Origin of the sequence: Avibacterium sp. 21-594 (assembly GCF_026226815.1) — a bacterium.
GTDB lineage: Bacteria > Pseudomonadota > Gammaproteobacteria > Enterobacterales > Pasteurellaceae > Avibacterium > Avibacterium avium.
On record NZ_JAKKOC010000001.1, the window covers coordinates 290,647 to 314,651 of the forward strand.

At 41.3% G+C, this 24,005-nt stretch carries 19 protein-coding genes, 2 tRNA genes and 1 pseudogene; 5 read left to right on the forward strand and 17 right to left on the reverse strand.

Annotated features, from left to right (window positions below):
• Positions 1 to 51 precede the first annotated feature (51 nt).
• The 5 genes from aceE to rsgA all read right to left on the reverse strand — a co-directional run bounded on the left by aceE (position 52) and on the right by rsgA (position 6,919).
• Entirely contained in the window at positions 52 to 2,715 is a 2,664-nt protein-coding gene (gene aceE / locus L5B76_RS01360) for a pyruvate dehydrogenase (acetyl-transferring), homodimeric type (protein WP_265753946.1), read from the reverse strand.
• 273 nt (positions 2,716 to 2,988) lie between these two features.
• Positions 2,989 to 3,489: a PTS glucose transporter subunit IIA gene (crr, locus tag L5B76_RS01365; RefSeq protein ID WP_115249718.1), complete on the reverse strand. Its 501-nt coding sequence runs from the start codon at positions 3,487 to 3,489 to the stop codon at positions 2,989 to 2,991.
• Positions 3,490 to 3,551: 62 nt separating this feature from the next.
• Positions 3,552 to 5,279 carry a phosphoenolpyruvate-protein phosphotransferase PtsI gene (ptsI, locus tag L5B76_RS01370; RefSeq protein WP_265753947.1) on the reverse strand — a complete coding sequence of 576 codons (1,728 nt, stop codon included), beginning with the start codon at positions 5,277 to 5,279 and terminating at the stop codon, positions 3,552 to 3,554.
• A gap of 98 nt (positions 5,280 to 5,377) precedes the next feature.
• On the reverse strand, positions 5,378 to 5,635 hold the full coding sequence (gene ptsH / locus L5B76_RS01375) for a phosphocarrier protein Hpr (RefSeq protein ID WP_100295592.1): 258 nt from the start codon (positions 5,633 to 5,635) through the stop codon (positions 5,378 to 5,380).
• Positions 5,636 to 5,863: 228 nt separating this feature from the next.
• Complete coding sequence (gene rsgA, locus L5B76_RS01380; RefSeq protein WP_265753948.1) at positions 5,864 to 6,919, reverse strand: small ribosomal subunit biogenesis GTPase RsgA; 1,056 nt, start codon at positions 6,917 to 6,919, stop codon at positions 5,864 to 5,866.
• An 80-nt stretch (positions 6,920 to 6,999) separates the two neighbouring features.
• Between rsgA and orn the strand changes: the two genes are divergently transcribed.
• The 3 genes from orn to L5B76_RS01395 all read left to right on the forward strand — a co-directional run bounded on the left by orn (position 7,000) and on the right by L5B76_RS01395 (position 7,847).
• The gene (gene orn / locus L5B76_RS01385) at positions 7,000 to 7,548 is read left to right on the forward strand and encodes an oligoribonuclease (RefSeq protein ID WP_265753949.1); all 549 of its coding nucleotides are present in this window, start codon (positions 7,000 to 7,002) and stop codon (positions 7,546 to 7,548) included.
• 132 nt (positions 7,549 to 7,680) lie between these two features.
• Positions 7,681 to 7,756: transfer RNA gene (locus L5B76_RS01390), tRNA-Gly, on the forward strand.
• A 15-nt stretch (positions 7,757 to 7,771) separates the two neighbouring features.
• Positions 7,772 to 7,847: transfer RNA gene (locus L5B76_RS01395), tRNA-Gly, on the forward strand.
• Between the two features lie 134 nt (positions 7,848 to 7,981).
• Here the strand turns inward: L5B76_RS01395 and L5B76_RS01400 are convergent.
• From L5B76_RS01400 to L5B76_RS01450, 11 genes are all read right to left on the reverse strand, one after another.
• Positions 7,982 to 8,437, reverse strand: a complete 456-nt coding sequence (locus L5B76_RS01400) for a DUF441 domain-containing protein (protein WP_115249721.1) — start codon at positions 8,435 to 8,437, stop codon at positions 7,982 to 7,984.
• Between the two features lie 119 nt (positions 8,438 to 8,556).
• The gene (locus L5B76_RS01405; protein ID WP_442780763.1) at positions 8,557 to 10,791 is read right to left on the reverse strand and encodes a copper-translocating P-type ATPase; all 2,235 of its coding nucleotides are present in this window, start codon (positions 10,789 to 10,791) and stop codon (positions 8,557 to 8,559) included.
• Positions 10,792 to 10,835: 44 nt separating this feature from the next.
• Positions 10,836 to 11,048, reverse strand: a complete 213-nt coding sequence (locus tag L5B76_RS01410; RefSeq protein ID WP_103855319.1) for a cation transporter — start codon at positions 11,046 to 11,048, stop codon at positions 10,836 to 10,838.
• A gap of 122 nt (positions 11,049 to 11,170) precedes the next feature.
• Positions 11,171 to 12,475, reverse strand: a complete 1,305-nt coding sequence (gene hemA, locus L5B76_RS01415; protein WP_265753950.1) for a glutamyl-tRNA reductase — start codon at positions 12,473 to 12,475, stop codon at positions 11,171 to 11,173.
• A 177-nt stretch (positions 12,476 to 12,652) separates the two neighbouring features.
• Positions 12,653 to 14,341: a long-chain-fatty-acid--CoA ligase FadD gene (fadD, locus tag L5B76_RS01420; RefSeq protein WP_265753951.1), complete on the reverse strand. Its 1,689-nt coding sequence runs from the start codon at positions 14,339 to 14,341 to the stop codon at positions 12,653 to 12,655.
• A 74-nt stretch (positions 14,342 to 14,415) separates the two neighbouring features.
• A complete protein-coding gene (gene tsaB / locus L5B76_RS01425; RefSeq protein WP_265753952.1) occupies positions 14,416 to 15,126 on the reverse strand; it encodes a tRNA (adenosine(37)-N6)-threonylcarbamoyltransferase complex dimerization subunit type 1 TsaB in 711 nt (236 codons plus the stop codon).
• Positions 15,126 to 17,072 (reverse strand): ATP-dependent DNA helicase, encoded by a 1,947-nt coding sequence (locus L5B76_RS01430; RefSeq protein ID WP_265753953.1) that lies wholly within the window; start codon positions 17,070 to 17,072, stop codon positions 15,126 to 15,128. Before L5B76_RS01430 ends, tsaB begins: the two co-directional genes overlap by 1 nt.
• Before the next feature lie 166 nt (positions 17,073 to 17,238).
• A complete protein-coding gene (gene yedF / locus L5B76_RS01435; protein ID WP_115249727.1) occupies positions 17,239 to 17,508 on the reverse strand; it encodes a sulfurtransferase-like selenium metabolism protein YedF in 270 nt (89 codons plus the stop codon).
• 40 nt (positions 17,509 to 17,548) lie between these two features.
• Positions 17,549 to 18,766, reverse strand: coding sequence for a selenium metabolism membrane protein YedE/FdhT (yedE, locus tag L5B76_RS01440; protein WP_265753954.1), 1,218 nt, complete (start codon positions 18,764 to 18,766; stop codon positions 17,549 to 17,551).
• A gap of 295 nt (positions 18,767 to 19,061) precedes the next feature.
• Positions 19,062 to 19,271, reverse strand: coding sequence for a cold shock domain-containing protein CspD (cspD, locus tag L5B76_RS01445; protein ID WP_115249729.1), 210 nt, complete (start codon positions 19,269 to 19,271; stop codon positions 19,062 to 19,064).
• Positions 19,272 to 19,469: 198 nt separating this feature from the next.
• Positions 19,470 to 19,619 carry a YoaH family protein gene (locus tag L5B76_RS01450; protein WP_265753955.1) on the reverse strand — a complete coding sequence of 50 codons (150 nt, stop codon included), beginning with the start codon at positions 19,617 to 19,619 and terminating at the stop codon, positions 19,470 to 19,472.
• A 78-nt stretch (positions 19,620 to 19,697) separates the two neighbouring features.
• On the opposite strand from L5B76_RS01450, the gene L5B76_RS01455 reads away from it, so the two are divergent.
• Positions 19,698 to 20,702: an ornithine carbamoyltransferase gene (locus L5B76_RS01455; protein WP_194751678.1), complete on the forward strand. Its 1,005-nt coding sequence runs from the start codon at positions 19,698 to 19,700 to the stop codon at positions 20,700 to 20,702.
• Positions 20,703 to 20,801: 99 nt separating this feature from the next.
• Positions 20,802 to 22,128: pseudogene (locus L5B76_RS01460) on the forward strand (IS3 family transposase).
• 50 nt (positions 22,129 to 22,178) lie between these two features.
• On the opposite strand, the gene L5B76_RS01465 reads toward L5B76_RS01460, so the two are convergent.
• The gene (locus tag L5B76_RS01465) at positions 22,179 to 23,894 is read right to left on the reverse strand and encodes a protein-disulfide reductase DsbD (RefSeq protein WP_265753956.1); all 1,716 of its coding nucleotides are present in this window, start codon (positions 23,892 to 23,894) and stop codon (positions 22,179 to 22,181) included.
• Positions 23,895 to 24,005 lie beyond the last annotated feature (111 nt).

A 24,005-nucleotide genomic window follows, 5' to 3' on the forward strand; every position in this document is an offset into this window, starting at 1 on the left:
TTTCTTTTTTCCTCAAAACTCCCCTCACCAAAGCAAGGGGAGCGATGTTAATTATGCGTAAAGTGGATTAATTTTATCTGCATCAATGCCATATTTTACAATAGCATCTGCCACAACTTTCTTATCAACTGTACCTTGTTTTGCAAGCTCAGTTAATGCGGCGATCACAACATAATGTGCATTCACTTCAAAATGTTCACGTAAGTTTTCACGGCTGTCTGAACGACCAAAACCGTCTGTACCTAATACACGATAACTTTGTGCTGGCACATAAGCACGTACTTGTTCTGCATAAAGCTTGATGTAATCTGTCGCTGCTACAGCCGGCGCATCATTCATTACTTGTGCAATGTATGGTGTTTTGGCTTCTGCTTCAGGGTGTAATAAGTTCCAACGCTCTACATTTGCGCCATCACGTGCAACTTCCGTAAATGAAGTTACGCTATACACATCAGAAGTAACACCAAAGTCATCTGCAAGCAATTTCGCTGCTTCACGAACGTGGCGTAAAATCGCACCTGAACCTAATAATTGAACTTTGCCTTTACCTTGTCCAGTTACCGTTTCAAATTTATAAATACCTTTACGAATACCCTCTTCTGCACCTTTTGGCATTGCTGGTTGCTCATAGGTTTCATTTAAGGTTGTGATGTAGTAGTACACATCTTCTTGCTCTGGACCATACATACGGCGAACACCGTCTTGAATAATCACAGGCACTTCAAACGCAAAAGCAGGATCATAAGAAATACAGTTTGGAATAACTGAAGATTGGATATGGCTATGACCATCTTCGTGCTGTAAGCCTTCACCGTTTAGTGTTGTACGACCTGAAGTACCACCAATCATAAAGCCACGCGCACGTTGGTCGCCAGCTAACCACATTAAATCACCAACACGTTGGAAACCAAACATTGAGTAATACACAAAGAATGGAATCATTGGTACGTTGTTTGTGCTATAAGAGGTTGCTGCCGCAATCCAAGATGCGGTTGCACCTTGTTCATTAATCCCTTCTTGTAACACTTGACCATCAATGGCTTCACGATAGTAAGAAACTTGTTCGCGATCTTGTGGCGTATAGTTTTGTCCGTGTGGGTTATAAATACCAATTTGACGGAATAACCCTTCCATACCGAAAGTACGCGCTTCGTCTGCAATAATTGGCACAATGTGTTTACCCACAGATTTATTTTTCAACAATACGTTTAATGAACGAACAAACGCCATTGTGGTTGAAATTGGACGAGATTGGGCTTCAAATAATTGTGCAAACTCCTCTAGTGCAGGCACTTCAAGCTCATAGGTAAAGCGTGGCGCACGCGTTGGTAAATAACCATTTAATGCTTGACGGCGCTCGTGAAGATATTTGTACTCTTCTGAACCTTCTTCAAACTTGATGTATGGTAATTTCTCGATATCTTCATCAGATACCGCAATATTGAAACGATCACGAACGTGTTTAACGCCCGACATATCCATTTTCTTAACTTGGTGAGCGATATTTTTACCCTCAGCGGCATCACCCATACCATAACCTTTGATGGTTTTCACAAGCAATACAACTGGTTTGTCTTTAACTTGTTTTGCTTTATTGAATGCAGCGAAAACTTTTAATGGATCGTGACCACCACGGTTTAATGCCCAGATTTCATCATCTGTCATTTCTGCCACTAAAGCTTCAGTTTCAGGATAACGACCAAAGAAGTGTTTGCGTACATAAGCACCATCTTTTGCTTTGAAGGTTTGATAGTCGCCATCAACCACTTCCATCATTAATTGTAATAATTTACCTGACGTATCACGTTGTAATAAACGATCCCAACGGCGACCCCAAACAACTTTGATCACTTCCCAGCCACAACCGTTAAATTGTGCTTCTAATTCTTGAATAATTTTACCGTTACCTGTTACTGGACCGTCTAAACGTTGTAAGTTACAGTTGATCACGAAAACAAGGTTATCTAATTTTTCACGCGCTGCGAAAGCAAGACCACCGCGAGATTCTACTTCATCCATTTCGCCATCACCTAAGAATGCGTAAACGGTTTGATCTGCCGTGTCTTTCAAGCCACGGTTATGTAAATATTTTAAGAAACGTGCTTGATAAATAGCATTCAATGGCCCAAGACCCATTGATACTGTAGGGAACTGCCAGAATTCAGGCATTAATTTAGGGTGAGGGTAAGAAGAAAGGCCTTTTCCGTGAACTTCTTGACGGAAATTATCTAATTGCTCTTCAGTTAAACGATCTTCAACAAAAGCACGCGCATAAATTCCCGGAGAAATATGACCTTGGAAGAAAACTAAGTCGCCACCATTTTTTTCGGTACGCGCTTTAAAGAAATGGTTGAAACAAACTTCATAGATTGTCGCAGAAGATTGGAAAGATGACATATGGCCGCCAAGCTCTAAATCTTTTTTAGAGGCTCTCAATACCATCATCATTGCATTCCAACGAATCGCACTACGAATACGACGTTCAAGATCTAAATTTCCTGGGTAATTTGGCTCTTCTTCAACAGGGATTGTATTAATATAATCGCTGGTTACACCTGTCGGTAAAGAAACAGAATTAGCACGCGCGTGCTGCATTAATTGATCAATAATAAACTGTGCTCTTTCAACACCTTCTTCACGAATTACTGAATCGATCGCCAATAACCAATCATTGGTTTCGATCGGATCTACGTCATTTGTTAACATTTCTGACATAGTCTTTTCCTTATTAATTAAGTTGAAGTTAAATCCAATTTCGATAAGAAATTGAACAATGGATGGATAACTAATACTTATATCTGGGCTATTCTACAACTATTAAAACCCGTTTACAAATATTTAACAAAATTTATAAAAAGTATAAGATTTTTTGAAAAATACACTAAATAATCACCGCACTTTTCAAAAATCATCTACCAAAATAAAGTTATTTATAACAAAAAACCCATTCTACTGAACCAATAGAATGGGTTTTTTTAATAAGATGATTTATTTTTTCACCACAAGAACAACTGATTCGCCAGCAACAACTTCACCTGTTTTTTTCTCAATATGGCTAATTTCATCCATATTAGAAATCACTACAGGGGTAAGCACTGATTTTGCTTTGGCTTCAAGTAATTCTAAATCTAATTCAATAATGGTATCACCACGTTTAACGGTTTGACCTTCTTCAGCAACGCGTCTGAAACCTTCACCTTTTAATTCAACGGTATCAATACCAAAGTGAACGAATAATTCCACACCATCGGTAGATTCCATTGAGAAAGCGTGATTGGTTTCAAAGATTTTACCTACAACACCATCAACAGGGGCTACAAGTTTGTTACCTGTTGGGCGAATTGCAATACCATCACCAACAATTTTTTCTGAGAAAACAACATCTGGTACATCTTCAATGTTCACAATATCACCTGAAAGCGGTGCATAAATCTCTACTTCAACGGTTTTATTGCTTTTTGAACCAAATAATTTATCAAAAAAACCCATTTTTAGTCTCCTACTAAGTGAATGTTTGGGTTATTCTAGCCCAAAACTTGAATAATTGGTATCTAGTTTAATGCATTTTCTGCTAAAAAGTCTGCAACCAATTTTTCAATATCTGCTGCTGTTGGCTGTTCGAGCGCTTTATCAGCAAGCAATTTTGCATCTTGATAGTTTACATTGCGGATCAATTTTTTAATTCTTGGCACTGAAATTGCGCTCATACTAAACTCGTCTAAGCCCATACCAAGTAGCAATAACGTTGCTCTTTCATCACCCGCTAGCTCACCACACATACCTGTCCATTTACCTTCAGCGTGGGAAGCATCAATCACCTGTTTGATTAAGCTCAATACAGATGGGGTCATTGGATTATATAAATGAGAAATTAATTCGTTACCACGATCCACCGCAAGGGTATATTGAGTTAAATCGTTCGTACCAATACTGAAGAAATCCACTTCTTTCGCTAAGAATTTTGCATTCACTGCCGCAGATGGGGTTTCCACCATCACGCCAATTTGAATGTTCTCGTCAAAAGCCTTGCCTTCATTGCGTAGCTGCGCTTTTAATACTTCAATTTCTGCTTTTAATGTACGAATTTCTTCCACAGAAATAATCATTGGGAACATGACAGCTAATTTACCGAAAGCTGATGCTCTTAATACGGCTCTTAATTGCGCGTGTAAAATTTCTTTACGATCTAGGGCAATACGAATAGCACGCCAGCCTAAGAATGGATTCATTTCTTTTGGTAGATTTAAGTAAGGTAACTCTTTATCACCACCAATATCCATTGTTCTTAATACCACTAAACGGCCATTCATCGCTTCAACAACTTCTTTATAAGCGATAAATTGTTCTTCTTCCGTTGGCAGCTGATCGCGATCCATAAACAAAAATTCTGTGCGATATAAGCCTACGCCTTCCGCACCATTACGATCAGCTCCTTCTACATCGCGAATTGTACCAATATTTGCTACCACATCAACGCGATGACCGTCTAAAGTGAGCGCAGGCAAATCTTTTAATTTCGCTAATTCTGCTTTTTCTTCCGCTAATTGTGCTTCTAAGGCTTTTAAGCGATCAATTTCTTCCTGACTTGGGTTTACATAAACACAATTATTCACCGCATCAAGAATTAAGAAATCACCGGTATTAACTTGTTGAGTAACCGTGTTTGTCCCCACAATCGCTGGCAATTCTAATGAACGTGCCATAATTGAAGTATGAGAAGTTCTGCCACCAATATCAGTAATAAAACCAAGCACTTTATCAAGGTTAAGCTGTGCCGTTTCTGATGGCGTTAAGTCATAAGCAACAAGAATAGCTTCTTCGTTGATCTCACCAAGATCAACAATGTGCATACCTAAAATATTTTTAATTAAGCGATTACCAATATCACGAATATCCCCTGCACGCTCTTTTAAATATTCGTCATCAATTTCTGACAACATTGCCACTTGCTGATCAATAATGGTGCTTGCAGCAACCCCTGCATTCACTTTATTAGTGCGTAAATAATCAATGATTTCTTCTTCTAATTCCTCATCTTCCAAAATCATTAAATGACCTTCAAAGATCGCTGCTTTTTCTTCACCTAATGAAGCATAAGCTCTATCTTTAATTGCGGTTAATTGCTCAACGGCCGCATCGCGTCCTTGATAAAAACGTGCAACCTCAGCCTCAATTTGATCATCTTGAATTTTTTGTGTATCAAGAATAATTTTTTCTTCTTTTAAAACAAGGGCTTTACCGAAAACAATACCGGGTGATGCTGGAATACCTGAAATCATAGTGACCTTCCGAACTAATAATTAAATCTGGCTATAAATAGAACAATAGCCACAAACAGACTTTCCCTTGAAAGTGAAATTTGTGGCTAATGGTATGATTACTCTAATGTAGGAATTAAAGCGACTAAATGATCTACTGCTTTTTGCTCATCTTCGCCTTCAGCAGAAATGGTGATCACAGTTCCTTGTGTTAAACCTAAAGTTTGTAATTTAAAAAGGCTTTTTGCACTTGCACTTTTGCCACCAGAAGTTACAGTAATGTCAGAAGCAAAGGCTTTCGCTTCTTTTACAAACTGAGCCGCAGGGCGAGTATGTAAACCATTTGGAGCAATAATTTCAACATCTTTTGAGTACATAGTAAAATCCTCTTAGTAAATTGTTTAAGTATAAATGTTATCCTAACATCAAACAGTAACTATAAAGCTTACCATTCAATCGTTGTATTTATTTCATCTTTAAAAATAAATCTGAAACTAGTATTCAACTTAACACAACAATAATCAACCCTAATCAACGCAAAATTTGAAGTACATCACAAAAAAATGCTTGAAACGGCGTTTTTTTATGCGTTTATTAACCTTTATTTAACCATTGTCCTGAGTGAAGAAGTGTCTATGCCCCTTTGTTTCAGATAAACTTTCAATTAAATTATGATAGTTTTTAAATCTTACGGGATCGATTTTTCCTTGCTCAACGGCTTCACGCAATGCACACCCCGGATCACTCAAATGTTTACAATCCCTAAATTTACAAGTGCCTAGCACATACTGGAATTCACGGTATCCTTTCGTAATTTGATCGGCGTCCAAATGCCATAAACCGAACTCACGAATCCCTGGAGAATCAATCAGATCGCCCCCTTGCGGTAAATGATAAAGACGAGAAGAGGTGGTGGTGTGGCGGCCTAATCCTGTTCCCTCGCTCACCGCACCAACTTGCGCATTCACATCAGGTAAAATGCTGTTGATTAGACTGGATTTGCCTACCCCTGATTGTCCCACAAAAATAGACGTGCCTTGCGATAAAAGTGCGGTAAGATTTTGCATATTTTCGCCTGTTTTGGCAGAAATCATCAGCGTTTGATAGCCTATTTTTTCATAAACCTTAAGCTGTTTTTCCACTGCTTCACGCTGGTTTTCCGATAATAAATCAGCTTTATTAATCACGATCACCGCAGGGATTTTCGCATTTTCACACACTACTAAATAGCGATCGACAATATTCCAAGACAACTCAGGCACCACCGCGGACACAATAATGATGCGATCAATATTTGCCGCGATCACTTTTAGGCCATCGTAATAATCAGGGCGTGTGATTTCATTTTTACGCGGGTGAATGGCTTCAATCACACCGCTCACGCCTTGTAACTGCTCGCTGCCTTGACGCCACAGCACTTTGTCGCCAACCACTAAATTTGCCAAAGTGCGACGTAAATTACAGCGGAAAATTTCACCTTGCTCATTTTCCACATCGGCATGCAAAGAATAACGAGTTACCACCGTGCCTTCTTGCGTTGGGCCAAGCATTTCATCTTGCCACTGAATATCATCACTTCTGGATTTGTGACGTTGTAATGTTTTTGCATTGTTAGAACGAATTCTACGCTGCTGATTGTAAGTTAATTTTTGTTTGCTCAAAGATAAATCCTTAAAGTGCGGTTGGTTTTCGGTTAAAATATTCTGAACTCATCAAAATAAAACTCACATAGGATACCCTAATGCAATTAGATAAACAAAACCTTATTTGGATTGACTTAGAAATGACGGGCTTAGATCCCGAAAAAGAACGCATCATTGAAATTGCCACCATTGTAACTGACAAAGATCTCAATATTCTTGCAGAAGGCCCTGTGCTTGCCGTTCATCAACCAGATAGTTTACTGGCCAAAATGAGCGCTTGGTGTCAGAAAACCCATAGCGAAAATGGTTTAATTGAACGCGTAAAGCAAAGCAAACTCACCGAACGTGCCGCGGAATTACAAACTTTAGATTTCCTAAAAAAATGGGTGCCTAAAGGTGCATCGCCCATTTGTGGCAACAGCGTTGCGCAAGATAAACGCTTTTTATTCAAATATATGCCTGAACTCGCCGACTATTTTCATTATCGCCACCTTGATGTCAGCACCTTGAAAGAACTTGGAGCGCGTTGGAATCCTGAAATGTTAAAAGGTTTTAGTAAGAAAAATACCCACCTTGCTTTAGATGATATTCGTGAATCTATTGCGGAACTGGCTTATTATCGTGAGCATTTTATCAAAATGCCTTAGCCTATTTATTGCTAAGAAATGGGAAAAATCTCGCTTTCTGATCAATAACTAAACAAGCAATCAAATTTTTTATAATTTTACTTGCGGGCGTAAAAATTTTTCGTATAATACGCCCCGTTCCTTACGGAATATGCGGGAATAGCTCAGTTGGTAGAGCACGACCTTGCCAAGGTCGGGGTCGCGAGTTCGAGCCTCGTTTCCCGCTCCAATCTCCTTATCTCTTGCGGGAATAGCTCAGTTGGTAGAGCACAACCTTGCCAAGGTTGGGGTCGCGAGTTCGAGCCTCGTTTCCCGCTCCAAATTTTCTTTATATTCTCTTATTATCGACATATCTCCTTTAATATTTTTTCCTTTGCTTTGAACTGTTAAATTATTCAAATACAAAAAAAGCGAAGTATTCAACTCCGCTTCATTGTGAAAAATGAGAAAATTTTTAACCGCTCTTACCTAATAATAAAGACAAAATACCCGCCGCAATCAACGGCCCGACAGGAATACCGCCCACAAAGGCAACACCTAAAATTGTGCCAACTAATAATCCTGTGAGCAAAGTCGGCTGTGCGCCCATTAGGTTTACCCCACGTCCACCAAACCACGCCACCAGCACGCCCACAGCAATGGCTAAAAACATTTTCCAGTTCAACAGCTCAGTAAAAGCAGGCAAAGGAATTTTGCCAGAAATAATCGGACTAAGTACGCCGATGGTGAGAATAATAATACCGATATTTAAGCCGTATTTTTCCATAAAAGGAATATATTTAGCCAAAAAGGTTTGTTGCATTAATAGCAAAATCGTCGCCGAAATGGTGATTGAACTGTTGTTACCTAACACGCCAAGCAAAATTAAAATCACCAGTAGCAAGGCGATTGCGTTAAATTGTAATGACATCATTGCCTCGAAAATTCTCAAAAAAAGCACCGCACTTTTACTGTGCGTCAGATGTTGGGATTATACTCTTTTTATTTGCCTAATTCATAAAAAATAAGGCTCGTTATGAGCCTTATCAATTATTTCACTTTAAATTTTAACAAACGATTGGCATTGCTCACCACGGTGATGGAAGACAACGCCATTGCCAGTCCGCCAATCATTGGGTTAAGCAAAATACCAAACAAGGGATACAACACCCCTGCGGCAATCGGTATGCCTAAAATATTGTAAATAAATGCGCCGAACAGATTTTGCTTCATATTGCGTAAGATGCCTTTGGAAAGGCAAAGGGCATCGGCCACGGCAGAAATATTATGGCGCATCAAGGTTAATTCTGCGGTTTCTATGGCAATATCTGAACCGCTGCCCATTGCGATACTCACGTCTGCTTGGGCAAGGGCAGGCGCATCATTAATGCCGTCCCCCACCATCACTACGTTGCGGCCTTCTTTCTGTAATGCCTTGATGATATTCGCTTTTTCAGCAGGCAACACGCCTGCGATCACGCTGTCAATCACCGTGCCTTGCGCCAATGCACGAGCCGTTTTTTCTTGATCACCAGTGAGCATTACCAAATGATAGCCCTGTTCGTGCAAGCGTTGTAAGGCATTCGCTGAATCTTCACGCAAAGGATCGCTTAGCACAAATAGCCCGGCTAATTGGCGATTGATCGCAAAAAAGACCACCGTTGCGCCACGTTCTGTTTGTTGCTGAAAGATCGCCATTGCAGGCTGAATATCCACGTCTTGCTGCGTCATTAAAGCTTGGTTACCGAGCAATAATTCAAGCCCTTCCACTTCCCCACTCACCCCTAAACCTTGCAAGGTGGCAAAGGCATTAAGCGGTTTGAGTTCACCTTGATTTTCTTGATTAAACTGCACTATACCTTTGGCTAAGGGGTGGTTTGAACCCTGTTCTAGGCTTGCTGCAAGCTGGCTAACTTGCGTTTCTGAATAATCATTAAAACAATAAAGTGCGGTGATTTTTGGAGAACCTTTTGTTAGCGTGCCTGTTTTGTCAAAAACAATAGTATCAGCACTAGCGGCTTTTTGTAAGGCATCGGCATCTCGTACTAAAATGCCTAATTCCGCGGCACGCCCAATACCTGAAATAATCGACATTGGTGTCGCTAGCCCTAAGGCGCAAGGGCAGGCAATAATGAGGACGGTAGTAAAAATCACCAAACTATAAGAAAATTGTGGCGCTGGCCCAAGAATATACCAAACCAAGGCGGCGACTAAAGCAATGGTAATCACCACAGGGACAAAAACCGCTGCAATTTTGTCTGCCAGTTGTCCCATTTGGGGCTTGCTACTCTGCGCTTGACGCACTAATTTGATGATATTGGCCAAGGTAGTTTGCTCACCAATTTGTTCTGCACGGTAAATCACCGTACCATCTGAAATAAGCGTTCCAGCGCTGATTTTGTCCCCTGCCTGCTTTTGCACGGGAACAGGCTCGCCTGTTAGCATACTTTCGTCAAACCAACCTTGCCCTTCTGTAATTGTGCCGTCCACCGCCACACGTTCGCCTGTTTGCAAGCGTAACTGCATTCCTGCTTGCACTTTCGCAAGGGGAATGTCTTGCGTGCCTTGTGGTGTAACCAGATGTACGGTTTTAGGGGTAAGATCAAGCAAGCGCGCCAAGGCCTGTGAAGAATGTTGTTTCGCTTTGGCTTCAAACATTTTGCCTAAATTGATGAAACCGATGATCATCGCCGCTGCTTCAAAATATAAATGACGGGCATTTTCAGGGAAAAACTCAGGATTAATGCAAACAAACATTGAATAAAGCCAAGCTGTGCCAGTGCCTAGTGCTACAAGGGTATCCATTGTAGCGGTGCGATTGAGTAAATTCTGCCACGCCTTTTGATAAAAATGTTTGCCTGTCACAATCATCACCAACAAGGTCAGCACACCCACCGCGAGCCAATAAACGCGATTGTTTTGATTCAGGCTCATTGTGCCACCAAGCAAGCCCCAAAACATTAATGCCCCCCCTAAACCAAGGGCAACAATGCCTTGCCATTTACGCTGCTTCACTTCGTGCGCACTTTTGCTTTGCTGTTTTTCTACACGCAGCGCATCATCATTCACCACTTCTGCGCCATAGCCTGCTTGCTGCACGGCGGCAACAAGAGATTGCGGCGTGGCATTGCCGCTCACTAAAGCAGTTTGTTCCGCTAAATTCACTTGCACTTGGGCGACTTGTGGCACGGCTTGCAAGGCTTTTTGCACTTTCATTACGCAAGCGGCACAGCTTAAGCCATCAAGTAAAAGGGCAACCTGATCCTGATGTTGTCCAACTACCACAGGATCAGGTTTTAAGGTTTCTGTGGAAGATTCGGGTAGTGAACTTACTTTGCCGAGTTATCCGCAAGGCGTGCTTGATAACCAGCTTCAACAATAGCATTAATCAACACTTGCGGATCAACATCGCCCACTACAACGGCTTTATCTAAACTCACTTCGGCACTTTGCACGCCAGAAATGCCATCTAAGGTTTTCTGTACGGATTTTACGCAATGTTGGCAAGATAAATCGCTTAACGCTAACACAGTAGTTTTCATCTTTTTCTCCTTCTAGTAAAAATTTTGCATAGCATAAACCTTAACATAGGGTTAATGTCAATATGAAAAATTCAGTGAAATATTAAGAAAAGTGCGGTGTAAAATAAGGCGATTTTTTCGCCTTATTCTAGTTTGGTTTGAATTTCTTGCGAAAATGCTTGCAAGCCTTGTGCGTTACCTGATTTCACCATAGCTTGCATTGCTTGGGTTGGAGTGTGGATCAATTTGTTCATTAGTTTATAGCTTAATTCTTGCAAAATTTGCTCCGCACTTTCACCTTGCTGTAAGGCACTCAAGGCTTTTTCAAGCATTTCTTGGCGGGTTTGCTCCGCTTCTTCGCGATAACGGCGAATTAAATTAGAAAATTGGTGCACCTTGAGCCATTCAAAAAAGGCTTGGTTTTCTTCATCAATAATCTGTTCTGCCTCGGCGGAAGCCTGTTCCCGCTGGGTGAGATTACGCTGAATGATATTTTGCAAATCATCAACGGTGTAATGATAAACGCTTTCCACTTCGCCTGCGCTTTCTTCTACATCACGTGGTACGGCAATATCAACAATTAGCATTGGATTATAACAACGCTTTTTCTGCGCTTGCTGTACCATTGCTTGGCTAATCAAGGTGTTTGGGCTGCCTGTTGAGCTGATCACAATATCGGCCTGCTCTAAGGCTGCTTGAAGATCATCTAGCCCTACCACACGAATTTTCTGTGCCGATCCCAGCTTTTCCACTAACTGTTCAGCACGAGCAAGGGTTCGGTTGGCAATGGTTAAACTTTTCACGCCGTGGCGTAATAAATGGCGCGCCACCAATTCAATGGTTTCTCCAGCCCCAACTAACAAAATATTAAGCTGGCGTAGGCTATCAAAAATTTGACGGGCGAGCGTGCAGGCGGTATAGGCCACCGACACGGCATTTTCACCAATACTGGTTTCCGTACGCACACGCTTTGCAGTGGAAAAGGTTTTCTGGAATAAGCGAGAAAGCTGGCCTGAAATCGCCCCTTGATGTTGCTGATAATAATCCTCACTTAGCTGATAGGCTTGCTTCACTTGCCCTAAAATTTGTGGCTCACCCAATACAAGAGAATCCAATCCGCACGCGACACGCATTAAATGTTGCGTGGCGAACTGATTTTGTTTGACATAAAGGCTATGATTCAACTCTTCTTTATCAAGCTGATGAATTTCGCTCAGCCAATCAATACATTGGCGTTGCCATTGCGCATCATCTTGTGGGGAAATGGCTTTATTATGAAAATACACTTCCGTGCGGTTGCAGGTGGACAAAATCACTGCACTGTCTGCCAAAGCAGATTGCTCAATTTGTTGCAATGCCTGCTGACGCTTTTCATCAGAAAACGCCACTTTTTCACGCAATGCCACAGAAGCGGTTTTATGGTTAATGCCTAAAACAAGAATTGTCATAAATTAATTGAAATTTGACCGCACTTTCGGTCAAGCCCCCACAAAATAAAAAGAAAGAAAATAAAAACTTGCTCATTCTAAGCAATTATTTCCCCTTGAGCAAATTGAAACAACGAATTGTTTATATAGTAAAAATAAATTAAAGGCATCTGTAAACAGATGCCTAAAAATTGTGCGTTAATTCGCTGGTTGTTTGGCTAATTCTTCATCGCGCAGTACGCGGCGTAGAATTTTACCTACATTGGATTTTGGTAATTCATCTCGAAATTCAATGTCTTTCGGTACTTTATAGCCCGTGAGATGTTGGCGGCAATGTTGGCGTAGCTCATCACGCGTCAGACTTTCATCTTTTTTCACCACAAATACTTTAATGGTTTCGCCCGACACTTCATTTGGCACGCCAATGGCCACCACTTCTGCTACTTTGTAATTGAGCATAATCACATCTTCAATTTCATTTGGATACACATTAAAGCCTGAAACCAAGATCATATCTTTTTTGCGATCTACAATGCGTAAGCTGTAAGATTCGTCCATCACCACAATATCGCCAGTAGCAAGCCAGCCGTCTTTCAGTACTTCAGCGGTGGCTTCAGGACGTTTCCAATAACCTTGCATCACCTGCTCACCTTTCACCCAAAGCTCCCCTGGTTCGCCAAGTTGAGCTTCTTCGCCATTGTCTTTGATGATTTTAATATCCGTATTCGGCACGGGAACACCAATAGTGCCATTGTGTTTCACCACATTGATTGGACAAGCGGCAATCAATGGCGAACATTCTGTCATTCCATAGCCTTCAATAATGTTACAGCCGGTGGTTTCGTGCCAACGAGCTGCCACAGATTGCTGAATGGCCATACCCCCACCAACGGAAAGTTTTAATTGTGAAAAATCGATTTCTTTGAAATTTTCATTATTCAACAAAGCGTTAAATAAGGTGTTTACCCCCGTGATAGCAACAAAGCGGTATTTTTTCATCTCTTTGACAAAACCATCAATATCACGCGGATTAGTAATCAGAACGGCAGTAACCCCTAACTCAATAAATAATAGACAATTTACCGTTAAAGCAAACACGTGATAAAGGGGTAACGCGAGAATGGCTTTACGCTCTCGAGTGTGATCACCCACAAAAGGATAGGCAATCCATTTTGCCTGAAATACATTGGTAATAATATTGTGATGAGAAAGCATTGCGCCTTTGGCAACGCCTGTTGTACCGCCTGTATATTGTAAGAAAGCAAGATCATTACCAGTTAAATGCGGACGCACATATTGACGATATTTGCCCACAGCCAGCACTTCACGGAACGTTACGGCGTGCGGTAATTTATATTTTGGCACGAGCTTTTTAATGTATTTCACCACGAAATTCACCAGCGTTCGCTTACCAAAAGAAAGTTGATCGCCCATTCGGGTTAAAATAACGTGTTTTACTTCTGTATTGAACACCACTTTTTCAAGGGTTGAAGCGAAATTTGACACCACCACAATAGCTTTTGCGCCACTGTCTTGTAGCTGATGTTCTAGCTCTCTTGGTGTATAAAGGGGATTAACATTCACCACCACCATTCCAGCGCGTAAAATACCAAATAGCGCAATAGGATATTGCAATAAATTTGGCATCATCAATGCCACAGGATCGCCTTGTTGTAACTTCAATTCATTTTGTAAATAAGCAGCAAAGGCGCGGCTACGCTCTTCTAATTTACGAAAAGTCAGCACTTGCCCCATATTAATATAAGCGGCACGATCGGGGTGTTCGCGCACCGCCTTATCAAACATATCTAAGATATTTTCATAGGCAGAAGTGTCAATATGCTTTTCTGCACCTTCTGGATAATTGATAAACCAAGGCTTTTCCATTTGTTATCCTTATTATTTTTATTAAATCTTACGGATTTTATCACTAGCTCACGAATGTGCCAAATGCTGATGCGTTATTCACGCCCCGGTAACTTTTTCCAAGTTACCTCATTGCGCAAATAAACTGGCTCAATTTCCACCGCACTTATCCATTGTTTCTGCCAGTAATAAGGCAAGGCTAAAGGCAACATTGCTTTAGCAGAAGGCAAGGTAATGTCAGAATCTTTCGCCCAATCTAATGTAGCAAGTTGCGAATAAGCCTGCCAGCCAGTCCCCACTTTAACGCAATTTTCCATTTGTTGAGCCAGCTGAAGCACGGCTTCTGGGCTGCAAACTCGTTCGCTAAATAACGCTTGCCAATCCAAAAACTCGCCAAAATCCGACCGCACTTTGTGTGCCTGAAGTTGGCTAAAATAGACTTCATTCATTCTGGCATCAATGGCGCATAGCACCTGTGTTGTGCCATATTGCTCAAAGGCTTGCTGTGCCATTGTGGTGAGATTAGAAATAGGAATCACCGGCAAATCTGCCCCTAACGCCAAGCCTTGCGCAATACCCGCCCCAACACGCACACCAGTAAAACTACCGGGGCCACGGCCAAAAACCAAGGCATCAACTTGATTGAGCGCAATGCCAGACTGGCTTAAAATTTCATCAACCATTGGCAAAATGCGCTTTGTGTGCGTGCGTTGCGCCAATTCGTCTAAATGGGTGATTTCCCCTTTATGCAATAAAGCAACGGAACAAGCTTCCGTTGAAGTATCTAAAGCAAGTAAAGTTGTCATTATTTTTTCTCTGTTAAAAATTGGATTACGTTGTTTAAATCTCGGGTTCGTTTAGCATTAGGCAAACTTTTCAAAAAGGTTTCACCGTAGGATCGCATCACCAAACGGCTATCACAAATAATCACCGCACCGCGGTCGGTAACATCACGGATCAAACGCCCTACCCCTTGTTTTAAGGTGATCACCGCTTCGGGAATTTGGATCTCATTAAACGGATCTTTGCCCTGCAAGCGGCAATCTTCCATTCGCGCTTTCAGCAAAGGTTCATCAGGTGCGGTAAAGGGCAATTTATCAATAATCACTAAGGAAAGGGCATCGCCGCGCACATCTACCCCCTCCCAGAAACTGGAAGTGGCGACCAACACGGCGTGAGATTGGGTGGTAAACTGTTCTAATAATTTGCTTTTTGCCGTTTCCCCTTGCAGTAACACGGTTAAATCACTGTGTTCACGGAAAAAATCCGCCAGCCCACGCATCATTGAATAAGAGGTACAAAGCACAAAACAGCGCCCCTGATTTTTTTCGATGATCGGTAATAACATTTGCCCGAGCTGCGTTTGCGTGTGCGATTGGTTCAATGCAGGCAGGAAACGTGGCACGCATAATAAGGCTTGTTCAGGATAATTAAACGGACTCGGCAAAATTTTCTGCTCGGCATTTTGAATGCCTAAACGTTGGCAAAAATGCTGAAAATTGCCCCCCACTTCTAAGGTGGCAGAAGTAAAAATCCACGCGGCTTCTTTCTGGCTGAGCTGTTCACCAAATTTATCTGCCACCGTGAGTGGGGTAATATGCAAGCCAAAGCCACGCCCCATTGTTTCATACCAATAGCAATATCCCACCAAATGGGTTTCTTGCAGACGTTTTAAAACCACCTGAATACTGGCGATACGTTCAAAAATGCTGTCTAGGGTTTGCGAGCGACCTAGCGCAAGTTTCACCACATCAGATAAAAATGCCAATTTTTCTTGCAATAATTCTACGCATTTTTGCACCGCACTTTTATCTGCGGAATGCGCCATTGCAGGCTGAGAATACAGCTCGCGCCAGTTGCCACGGCGATTGCCCTCACCCAATAATAAACGAAAATCTTGCACCACCTTGAGCAAGGTATCCGCCGCCACGCCAAGTTGTTTCATATCTTTTAATTCAGTGCGATAAACAATATTGGCATCTTTGCATAAGTCAAATAATTGACGTGAAGTCAGGGAAATGCCGAAATACTGGCTCGCGACATCAGCAATTTGATGGGCTTCATCAAAAATTACCGCCTGCGCATTGGGGATCAACTCGCCAAAGCCACTTTCTTTTACCGCCATATCAGCAAAAAATAAATGATGATTCACCACCACTAAATCGGCATTTAAGGCTTTTTTGCGCGCCGCCGCCACATAGCAATCGCCGTAATTCGGACACTCTGAGCCTAAGCAGCTTTCTGTGGTACTGGTAAGCTGTGGCAAAATCGGGCTGTCTTCCGCAATTTCCACACATTCGCTTAAATCCCCTGTTTTAGTGGCATTGTTCCATTTCCGCACTTTAGCCAGATCTGCTAACACCGTGCGATCGCCCAATACCCCTTGCGCAATCAGCTGATCCAAACGTTCAAGACAAAGATAATTAGCTCGCCCTTTTAAAAGCGCGATTTTGCCTGTATAACCCAACGCTTTTTTAATGGCAGGAAGATCACGATTGAACAATTGATCTTGCAGATTTTTTGACCCCGTGGAAATAATGGTTTTCTTGCCTGCAAGCAACGCAGGCACTAAATACGCAAAAGTTTTCCCAGTGCCAGTTCCTGCTTCCACCACGAGGGCTTGCTTCTGTGCAATCGCTTGTTCCACCGCTTTCGCCATATCTAATTGCTCTGCTCGGGGGCGAAATCCTTTAATATGCTGACTCAGCACGCCCGTTTCCGCAAAGGCGTTGATCACATTTTGGCTATCCATTCGTTCAATTCGGGGTTAGGGTAAATAAAATTAGCGGCTATTCTAACAGATAAGCGAAGAAAAATCCTATACAGTGTTTTACTGGATAAAATGGTGTGTAAAGTGCGGTGGGATTTGGATAAATTTTACCCTTAATAAATCAATTATTAAGGGTAAAGCAAGATAATTATTTTTGAATGAGATAACGTAAAATTGTGCCGTCTTGCTCAATACTCAGCATTGTGTATCCGTGATTTTTCGCATCTACGGGAATATTATTGATAGACTGCGCACAATCACTTAACACTTCCAAAATTTCGCCTTCTTGTAAGGTTGGCATTGTTTCTAAGGTAGCGATTGCGGGATAAGGGCAAGGCTCACCAAGCATATCTAAAGTGTAGGTTGGCGTGATCTCCGCAGGGTGTTTATCTTTCTGTTCAATTACAATAAATGCCATTGTTAATGTCCTCTAAAAATAATGAAAAAATGACCGCACTTTAAATCGTATAACGATTAGTCGCAGCAACGCGTGCTTTTGCTTTGCGGATAAAGCGTTTTTCCCACCAAATAATGAAAATCAAACAGCTAATCATTAAGGCGTAATTAATCAGTAGTCCAGAAATAGGACCAAAAGATTTTAATAGGTTTATTTTTTCATAATCTAACGCTAAAACTGGCGCAAGATCATCCCATAAATAAGCAAGTAAGGTTGAACCAGCAATATTTCCTACACCAACCCACATAAAATGAACTTGACCTTCCATTGCACGATACATCCAGCCTGTTTCACATCCACCAGCCAACACAATACCAAAACCAAATAACAAGCCGCCAATCAAAGCATTTGGGCCGGCCCACATAATTTTAGGATTCATACCAAGCTGAATATAACTAAAAATGCAAATTGTGCTAATGATCATACCGTAGATAATTGCCTTGCCCATATAAGCTCGGCCAGAAACCCATAAATCACGGAAAGCGGAAGTAAAACAAATTTGTGCGCGTTCAATTAATAATCCAAAGACTAAGCCAAATAACATCGCAAAACCGAGTTTAGTTGAATGTTGTAAGGCATAAATGGATAACATTGCCCAGCAAAGAAACACTACCATTCCGATCCAAAAACGGCGCTGCGCTTGCTTTGGATCACTTTGTTTGATTGCTGCGCCGCCTTTTTTTAGCTTTAACGGCGCACGGAAAATTGGTAATAAAGTAAATTTTACCCCTGCGTAAGTACCAATAGCGGTTGTTAAGGTAAAGTACCACGCGTGCATTGAGAATTGTGGAATTCCTGTGAAAAGCGATGCCAAATTACACCCCATTGCCAAGCGTGCGCCAAATCCTGCTAATGCGCCACCAATTAAGGCCTGAAGGATGCGAATTTTATTTTGTGATGCTCGAATTTTCATATTATTCGCCCATAGCGCTGCCGCAATACAACCTGCGAACATTCCTAGGATCATCACCCCATCAATGCGAGTTAGTACAGAACCCTCAAGGCTAATTAATTTATAATAGCCCCATTTTTCAGCATCCACGCCAAAAAATTGCAGAATTTCCCCGCCCCAGCGTGTAAATTCTCCCGTTACCGCCCAATAAGTACCAGTTAAACCAAAATAATAAGCAGATAAAATCCCCGCTGCGATGACTGCAGCTGTCGGATGCCAAAATTTAATAAGATAGTTTTGTTTAAATGATTGCCAAATTTCTAACATTCCTTAAATCCTTAAGCGAAATTGAAAACGGCAAGAATGGTATAACGATGAAAAACAGAATGGAAAACAGTTTGATCATTTCCTATACACAATACTTGCGATATAGATGTTCAAAGAACAGACCGATTTTACGATCTATTCATAAAATTACAAGACTTTCGAATAAAAACCCTTATAAAATTAAGGCATAAAAAACAAACCGCTTTCTATGCCAACATAAGATAACTAACAAGATGGGGCAATGTGATAGCCCAACTTCATATATTCCTAAATTACACTACAATCTGAAATATGCTTATTCAACAATAGGAACAATTTTTGTCGCGTGTGAACCTTTTTCTCCGTGTACTACTTCAAAATGCACTTTTTGCCCAGCTTTTAGCGAACGATAGCCGTCCATTTCAATAACAGAATAATGAGCAAAAATATCAGAATCATTTCCTTCCATTGAAATAAATCCAAAACCTTTAGCATTATTGAACCATTTAACAATACCCACTTCCATAAAACTTTAACCTCTTAAATGGATGATCTCAACGATCTATAACTAATTTAATAAAGCATTTAATACTTTATCCCTCGTTGCAACGAATATTGGAATAAATTGCCTTATTTATCAATCATCAATATTTAAAAATCAAACAGAGATCACAAATTTTTATTAGGATTTTTAGGCTTAATCCGTTCAGCGAAAAAATGTTTTCTATTTTTCTTGATATTTTTCACGTAATTCTTGCGCCACGATGGCAATAGCTTCACCACTGCTAATGCCTTGCTCCATAAGTGCTTGAATTTTTTCTACCGCTTGCTGTTGTTGTTCGTGGGTTAAACTTAATAATGCTTGATCTAACATATTTTTACCTTTATTCACCGAAAAGAAATCAGTAATATACCAACAAAATTAGCAAACACAACATAAGAGGAAAATATTATGCCCTTTAACTTAAAAAACCGTCATTTACTTAGCCTTGTACACCACACCCCAGAAGAAATTAAATTTTTACTACAACTTGCCGAAGACTTAAAACGCGCCAAATATGCAGGCACAGAACAACCTAAATTAAAAGGCAAAAACATCGCCTTAATTTTTGAAAAAACCTCCACACGCACACGCTGCGCCTTTGAAGTGGCGGCTTATGATCAAGGGGCGAACGTTACCTACATTGATCCAAATTCTTCCCAAATTGGGCATAAAGAAAGTATGAAAGACACCGCACGCGTACTCGGAAGAATGTATGATGCCATTGAATATCGCGGCTTTAAACAAGCGGTGGTCAATGAACTCGCCGAATATGCTGGTGTACCAGTCTTTAACGGTTTAACCGATGAATTCCACCCAACTCAAATGCTGGCAGATGTGCTTACAATGATGGAACATTGCGACAAACCGTTGTCTGAAATTAGCTATGTGTATATTGGTGATGCGCGCAATAATATGGGTAATTCATTATTATTAATCGGGGCGAAATTAGGAATGGACGTTCGCATTTGTGCGCCCAAAGCCTTGCAGCCAGAAGCGGAATTAGTGGCAATGTGTCAAGAATTTGCGCAACAAACAGGGGCAAAAATCACCATTACAGAAGATGTGGATCTTGCTGTAAAAGGCGTTGATTTCGTGCATACAGACGTTTGGGTATCAATGGGCGAACCGCTTGAAAGCTGGGGCGAACGCATTGATTTGCTATTGCCTTATCAAGTAACCCCTGCCCTAATGCAACGCAGTGGCAACCCTAAAGTGAAGTTTATGCACTGCCTGCCTGCTTTCCATAATTGCGAAACCGAAGTCGGTAAAAAAATCGCCGAAAAATACCCGCACTTAGCTGAGGGGATTGAAGTAACCGAAGCGGTATTTGAATCACCAATGAATATTGCCTTTGATCAGGCTGAAAATCGTATGCACACCATTAAAGCGGTAATGGTGGCGTCTTTGGGATAATTCTTTGGGATAATGATACATAAACAAAAGTGCGGTAAAAAATGATCTGCACCCCAAAAGTTGGACTAAACAACCAACTGATTAAGGTGCAGATTTTTTATGACTAAATATACTCAACGTTTCAAACAACAAGTGCTCGACTTTTATCATCAAAATGGAAAAAACCGTTCGCTTACTCGCCAGTATTTTCAGCTTCCTCAAAGAACGTTAGCACGTTGGATTGCGAAATTTAATCATAATGGAATCAATGGATTAGCTGTGTTAGGTAAAAAACGATATTATTCTGTTGAGTTTAAATTAAAGGTTATTCAAGCTATCAAAAAAGGCCAGTGCTCCGCTGAAGCCGCCTGCTTTCGCTTTGATATCCCCAGTTCAGGGATAATTAGTCAATGGTTGCAACGCTTTGAAAAACAAGGTATAGATGGGTTATTACTCAAACCTAAAGGTCGTCCAAGTATGAAACTCAACTCGCCTAAAATGCCACCAACGCCCAAAACAGAAGAAGAACGCTTGCGTTACCGAATTTTGGAATTAGAAGCGGAGAATGCAATGCTAAAAAAGTTGCAGGAACTCAACCAACAAAAAATGCAGAAAAAGCCGTCATCGTAAATGCCTTACGCTCGCGTTTCCCGTTGGAATTGTTACTCAGGCTAATCGGATTGGCACGCAGTTCGTTCTTTTATCATCTCAAGCCAAAGGTAGATAAAAATGTAGTGATTTCACAGAAAATAGAGGAAATTTATCGCAAAAATGACGAAAATTATGGTTATCGTCGAATTACCTTGGAATTAAGGAAATACTTGATTATCAACCACAAAAGGGTGCTAGCGATAATGCAACGTTTGGGGTTAAAAGGAAAAAGTAAGCAGAAAAAATATCGTTCTTACCAAGGCAAAGTGGGACACATTGCCGATAATCTGTTGCAACGGGATTTTACGGCAACGATGCCGAATGAGAAGTGGGTAACGGATATCACCGAGTTCAAATGTGCGGAAGGCAAAGTGTATTTATCGCCGATTAAAGACTTGTTTAATAACGAAATTATTGCTTATGATGTGGCGAGAAGTCCGAATTTTGAGCAGATAACCAGAATGTTGACCCAGGCGGTGAACCGATTAGCGGGGAAAAACCGATACTGCATTCCGACCAAGGATGGCAGTATCAAATGATGGGTTATCGAGAGATATTGAAAAAACACGGTATTACGCAAAGTATGTCGAGAAAAGGCAATTGCCTTGATAATGGTGCGATGGAAAGCTTTTTCGGGCGATTGAAGACGGAATGTTACTTTGGCAAGCGGTTTAAAACCTTTGAACAGCTTGAAAAAGTGATTCACGAGTACATTCATTACTACAACAATGAGCGTATTCAAGTGAAGCTCAAAGGACTAAGCCCTGTGGAATACAGAACTCAGTCCTTGAATTAAATTAGAATATAGTCTAACTTTTTGGGGGCAGATCAAAACACCGCACTTTTTTATATCAGCCTTTCTTGTAACCAAGCTAGAAATTCATCAGCATTCATAAATCCCGTAATGCGGGCGGGTTGGATTTCGTTGCCTTGTTTATCAAAAAAGATGATGGTGGGTAGCCCTAGTACATTCAGTTTTTCCATTAACGCTTTGTTTTCTGGGCTATTTTTGGTCATATCTACTTGTAACAATAAAATATCCTCAAAGGCCTGCTGAACGTTGGTATTGGAAAAAGTATATTTTTCAAACTCTTTACAAGCCACGCACCAATCGGCATAAAGATCAAGCATTGCAAAAGTGCGGTCGTTTTTTTGCAAGATTTTTTGTAGTTCGTCATAACTGCTTACTTTTTGGAACGCGGTTTGATGCGCGCGCGTTGTTTGTGCTAAATCAGGTTCATTCCAGAGCCAAGTTTGCAAGGGTTTCACCAAGATCATCGCTAAGATAAAAAAGCCGATACGCAACGCCCAGCCAATGCCCTGCCCTTTGATTTGCAAGCCTGCCCATAAGCAGAAAGACATGCCAAGTAGCGCCCATAAACGATTTTCCCAGATTTCAGGCAGAATACGAGAAAGCAGGAAAACCGGCAAAGCAAGCATTACAAAGCCGAAAATCACTTTCACTTTTTCTAACCATTCGCCTGATTTTGGCAAAATGCGGTTGCCGAAAACCGTGGCTAAAATCAGCGGCACGCCCATTCCCAATGCAAGTAAATAAAGGGTGATTGCGCCAGTAAATAGATCACCGCTTTGCGCCACATAAAGCAATGCGCCCGATAGCGGCGCGGAAGTACAAGGCGATGCCACGAGGCCTGCAATCATTCCCATTACAAAAACGCCACCAAATGCACCGCTCTTTTGTTTTTGGCTTAACAAGGTGAGCTTGGTTTGTAATGATGATGGTAGTTGTAAGGTGAACATACCGAACATTGATAAGGCGAGCAGAACGAAAATCACCGATAAACCGATGAGTACATAAGGGCTTTGCAACGCAATTTGGAAAGGCAAGCCGATGGCGGATACGGCTAGGCCGAGTAAAGTATAAGTGAGCGCCATTCCTTGCACATAAGCAAGGCTTAACCCCAAAGCACGCGCCGTGCTTGGGCGTTGCCCTGTGCCAATCACCACCGCCGAAAGCAGTGGCAACATTGGCAATACACAAGGGGTAAACGCCAAGCCTAAGCCTAATAAGAAAAAGCCAAATACCGCATATTTGCTTTCAAACAGACGTTGCGCCAAGGATTGTTGTTCATTTAACGCAGGTAAAAGTGCGGTGTTTTTTTGTGTCGTTTTTTCTGCGGAATGGGTTGCTAAAGGCTGCCATTGCACGGTTTTAGTTTCTGGCGGATAACAAAATCCTTTCGTGCAACCTTGGTAGGTAACAGAAAAGGTTTGTGGCGTTGCTGATGAAATCGGCACATTTAAGGTGAGATGATCACGGTAAATTTCCGTTTCGCCAAAAAATTCATCTTGATATTTTTCTGCTGGCGGAAAAGGTAGATTTGCGACCTTTTGCTCCCCTTGTTCAAGCAAGATTTCTTTTTTGTAGAGATAATAATCTGGTGCAATTTGCCACGCTAATTGCAAGCTCTCCCCATTAGAATGGGCAGAAAATTGAAAAGCTTCATCAGCCTTCAAAAATTGCGGTTTGCTATCAAAAAGCCCTGCCTGCACCACAAGTGCGGTGCAAAAACAAAGCAAAAAGGTAAAAATCTTTTTCATTCTCGCTTGCTAACCTATTGAATGTTAAAACCTAAAGCTAATCTATGTGGCTTCATTCTAGCACAGTATCAACGCACGAGATGTATAAAAAGTCTTGAGTTCTTTCACTTT

What these genes read in the sequence shown, in the direction of transcription:
- L5B76_RS01450 (WP_265753955.1), bottom strand. Translation starts at nt 19,619, where the DNA reads ATGTTAGATCAAGCATTATTAAGTTTAACCCACGAACAACAACAGCAA.
- cspD (WP_115249729.1), bottom strand. Translation starts at nt 19,271, where the DNA reads ATGGAAGTGGGTATTGTTAAATGGTTCAATAATGCTAAAGGTTTTGGA.
- L5B76_RS01400 (WP_115249721.1), bottom strand. Translation starts at nt 8,437, where the DNA reads ATGTCATTACAATTTAACGCAATCGCCTTGCTACTGGTGATTTTAATT.
- orn (WP_265753949.1), top strand. Translation starts at nt 7,000, where the DNA reads ATGCAATTAGATAAACAAAACCTTATTTGGATTGACTTAGAAATGACG.
- L5B76_RS01465 (WP_265753956.1), bottom strand. Translation starts at nt 23,894, where the DNA reads ATGAAAAAGATTTTTACCTTTTTGCTTTGTTTTTGCACCGCACTTGTG.
- L5B76_RS01410 (WP_103855319.1), bottom strand. Translation starts at nt 11,048, where the DNA reads ATGAAAACTACTGTGTTAGCGTTAAGCGATTTATCTTGCCAACATTGC.
- tsaB (WP_265753952.1), bottom strand. Translation starts at nt 15,126, where the DNA reads ATGACAACTTTACTTGCTTTAGATACTTCAACGGAAGCTTGTTCCGTT.
- fadD (WP_265753951.1), bottom strand. Translation starts at nt 14,341, where the DNA reads ATGGAAAAGCCTTGGTTTATCAATTATCCAGAAGGTGCAGAAAAGCAT.
- ptsH (WP_100295592.1), bottom strand. Translation starts at nt 5,635, where the DNA reads ATGTACTCAAAAGATGTTGAAATTATTGCTCCAAATGGTTTACATACT.
- crr (WP_115249718.1), bottom strand. Translation starts at nt 3,489, where the DNA reads ATGGGTTTTTTTGATAAATTATTTGGTTCAAAAAGCAATAAAACCGTT.
- hemA (WP_265753950.1), bottom strand. Translation starts at nt 12,475, where the DNA reads ATGACAATTCTTGTTTTAGGCATTAACCATAAAACCGCTTCTGTGGCA.
- L5B76_RS01455 (WP_194751678.1), top strand. Translation starts at nt 19,698, where the DNA reads ATGCCCTTTAACTTAAAAAACCGTCATTTACTTAGCCTTGTACACCAC.
- yedE (WP_265753954.1), bottom strand. Translation starts at nt 18,766, where the DNA reads ATGTTAGAAATTTGGCAATCATTTAAACAAAACTATCTTATTAAATTT.
- L5B76_RS01430 (WP_265753953.1), bottom strand. Translation starts at nt 17,072, where the DNA reads ATGGATAGCCAAAATGTGATCAACGCCTTTGCGGAAACGGGCGTGCTG.
- yedF (WP_115249727.1), bottom strand. Translation starts at nt 17,508, where the DNA reads ATGGCATTTATTGTAATTGAACAGAAAGATAAACACCCTGCGGAGATC.
- aceE (WP_265753946.1), bottom strand. Translation starts at nt 2,715, where the DNA reads ATGTCAGAAATGTTAACAAATGACGTAGATCCGATCGAAACCAATGAT.
- ptsI (WP_265753947.1), bottom strand. Translation starts at nt 5,279, where the DNA reads ATGATTTCAGGTATTCCAGCATCACCCGGTATTGTTTTCGGTAAAGCC.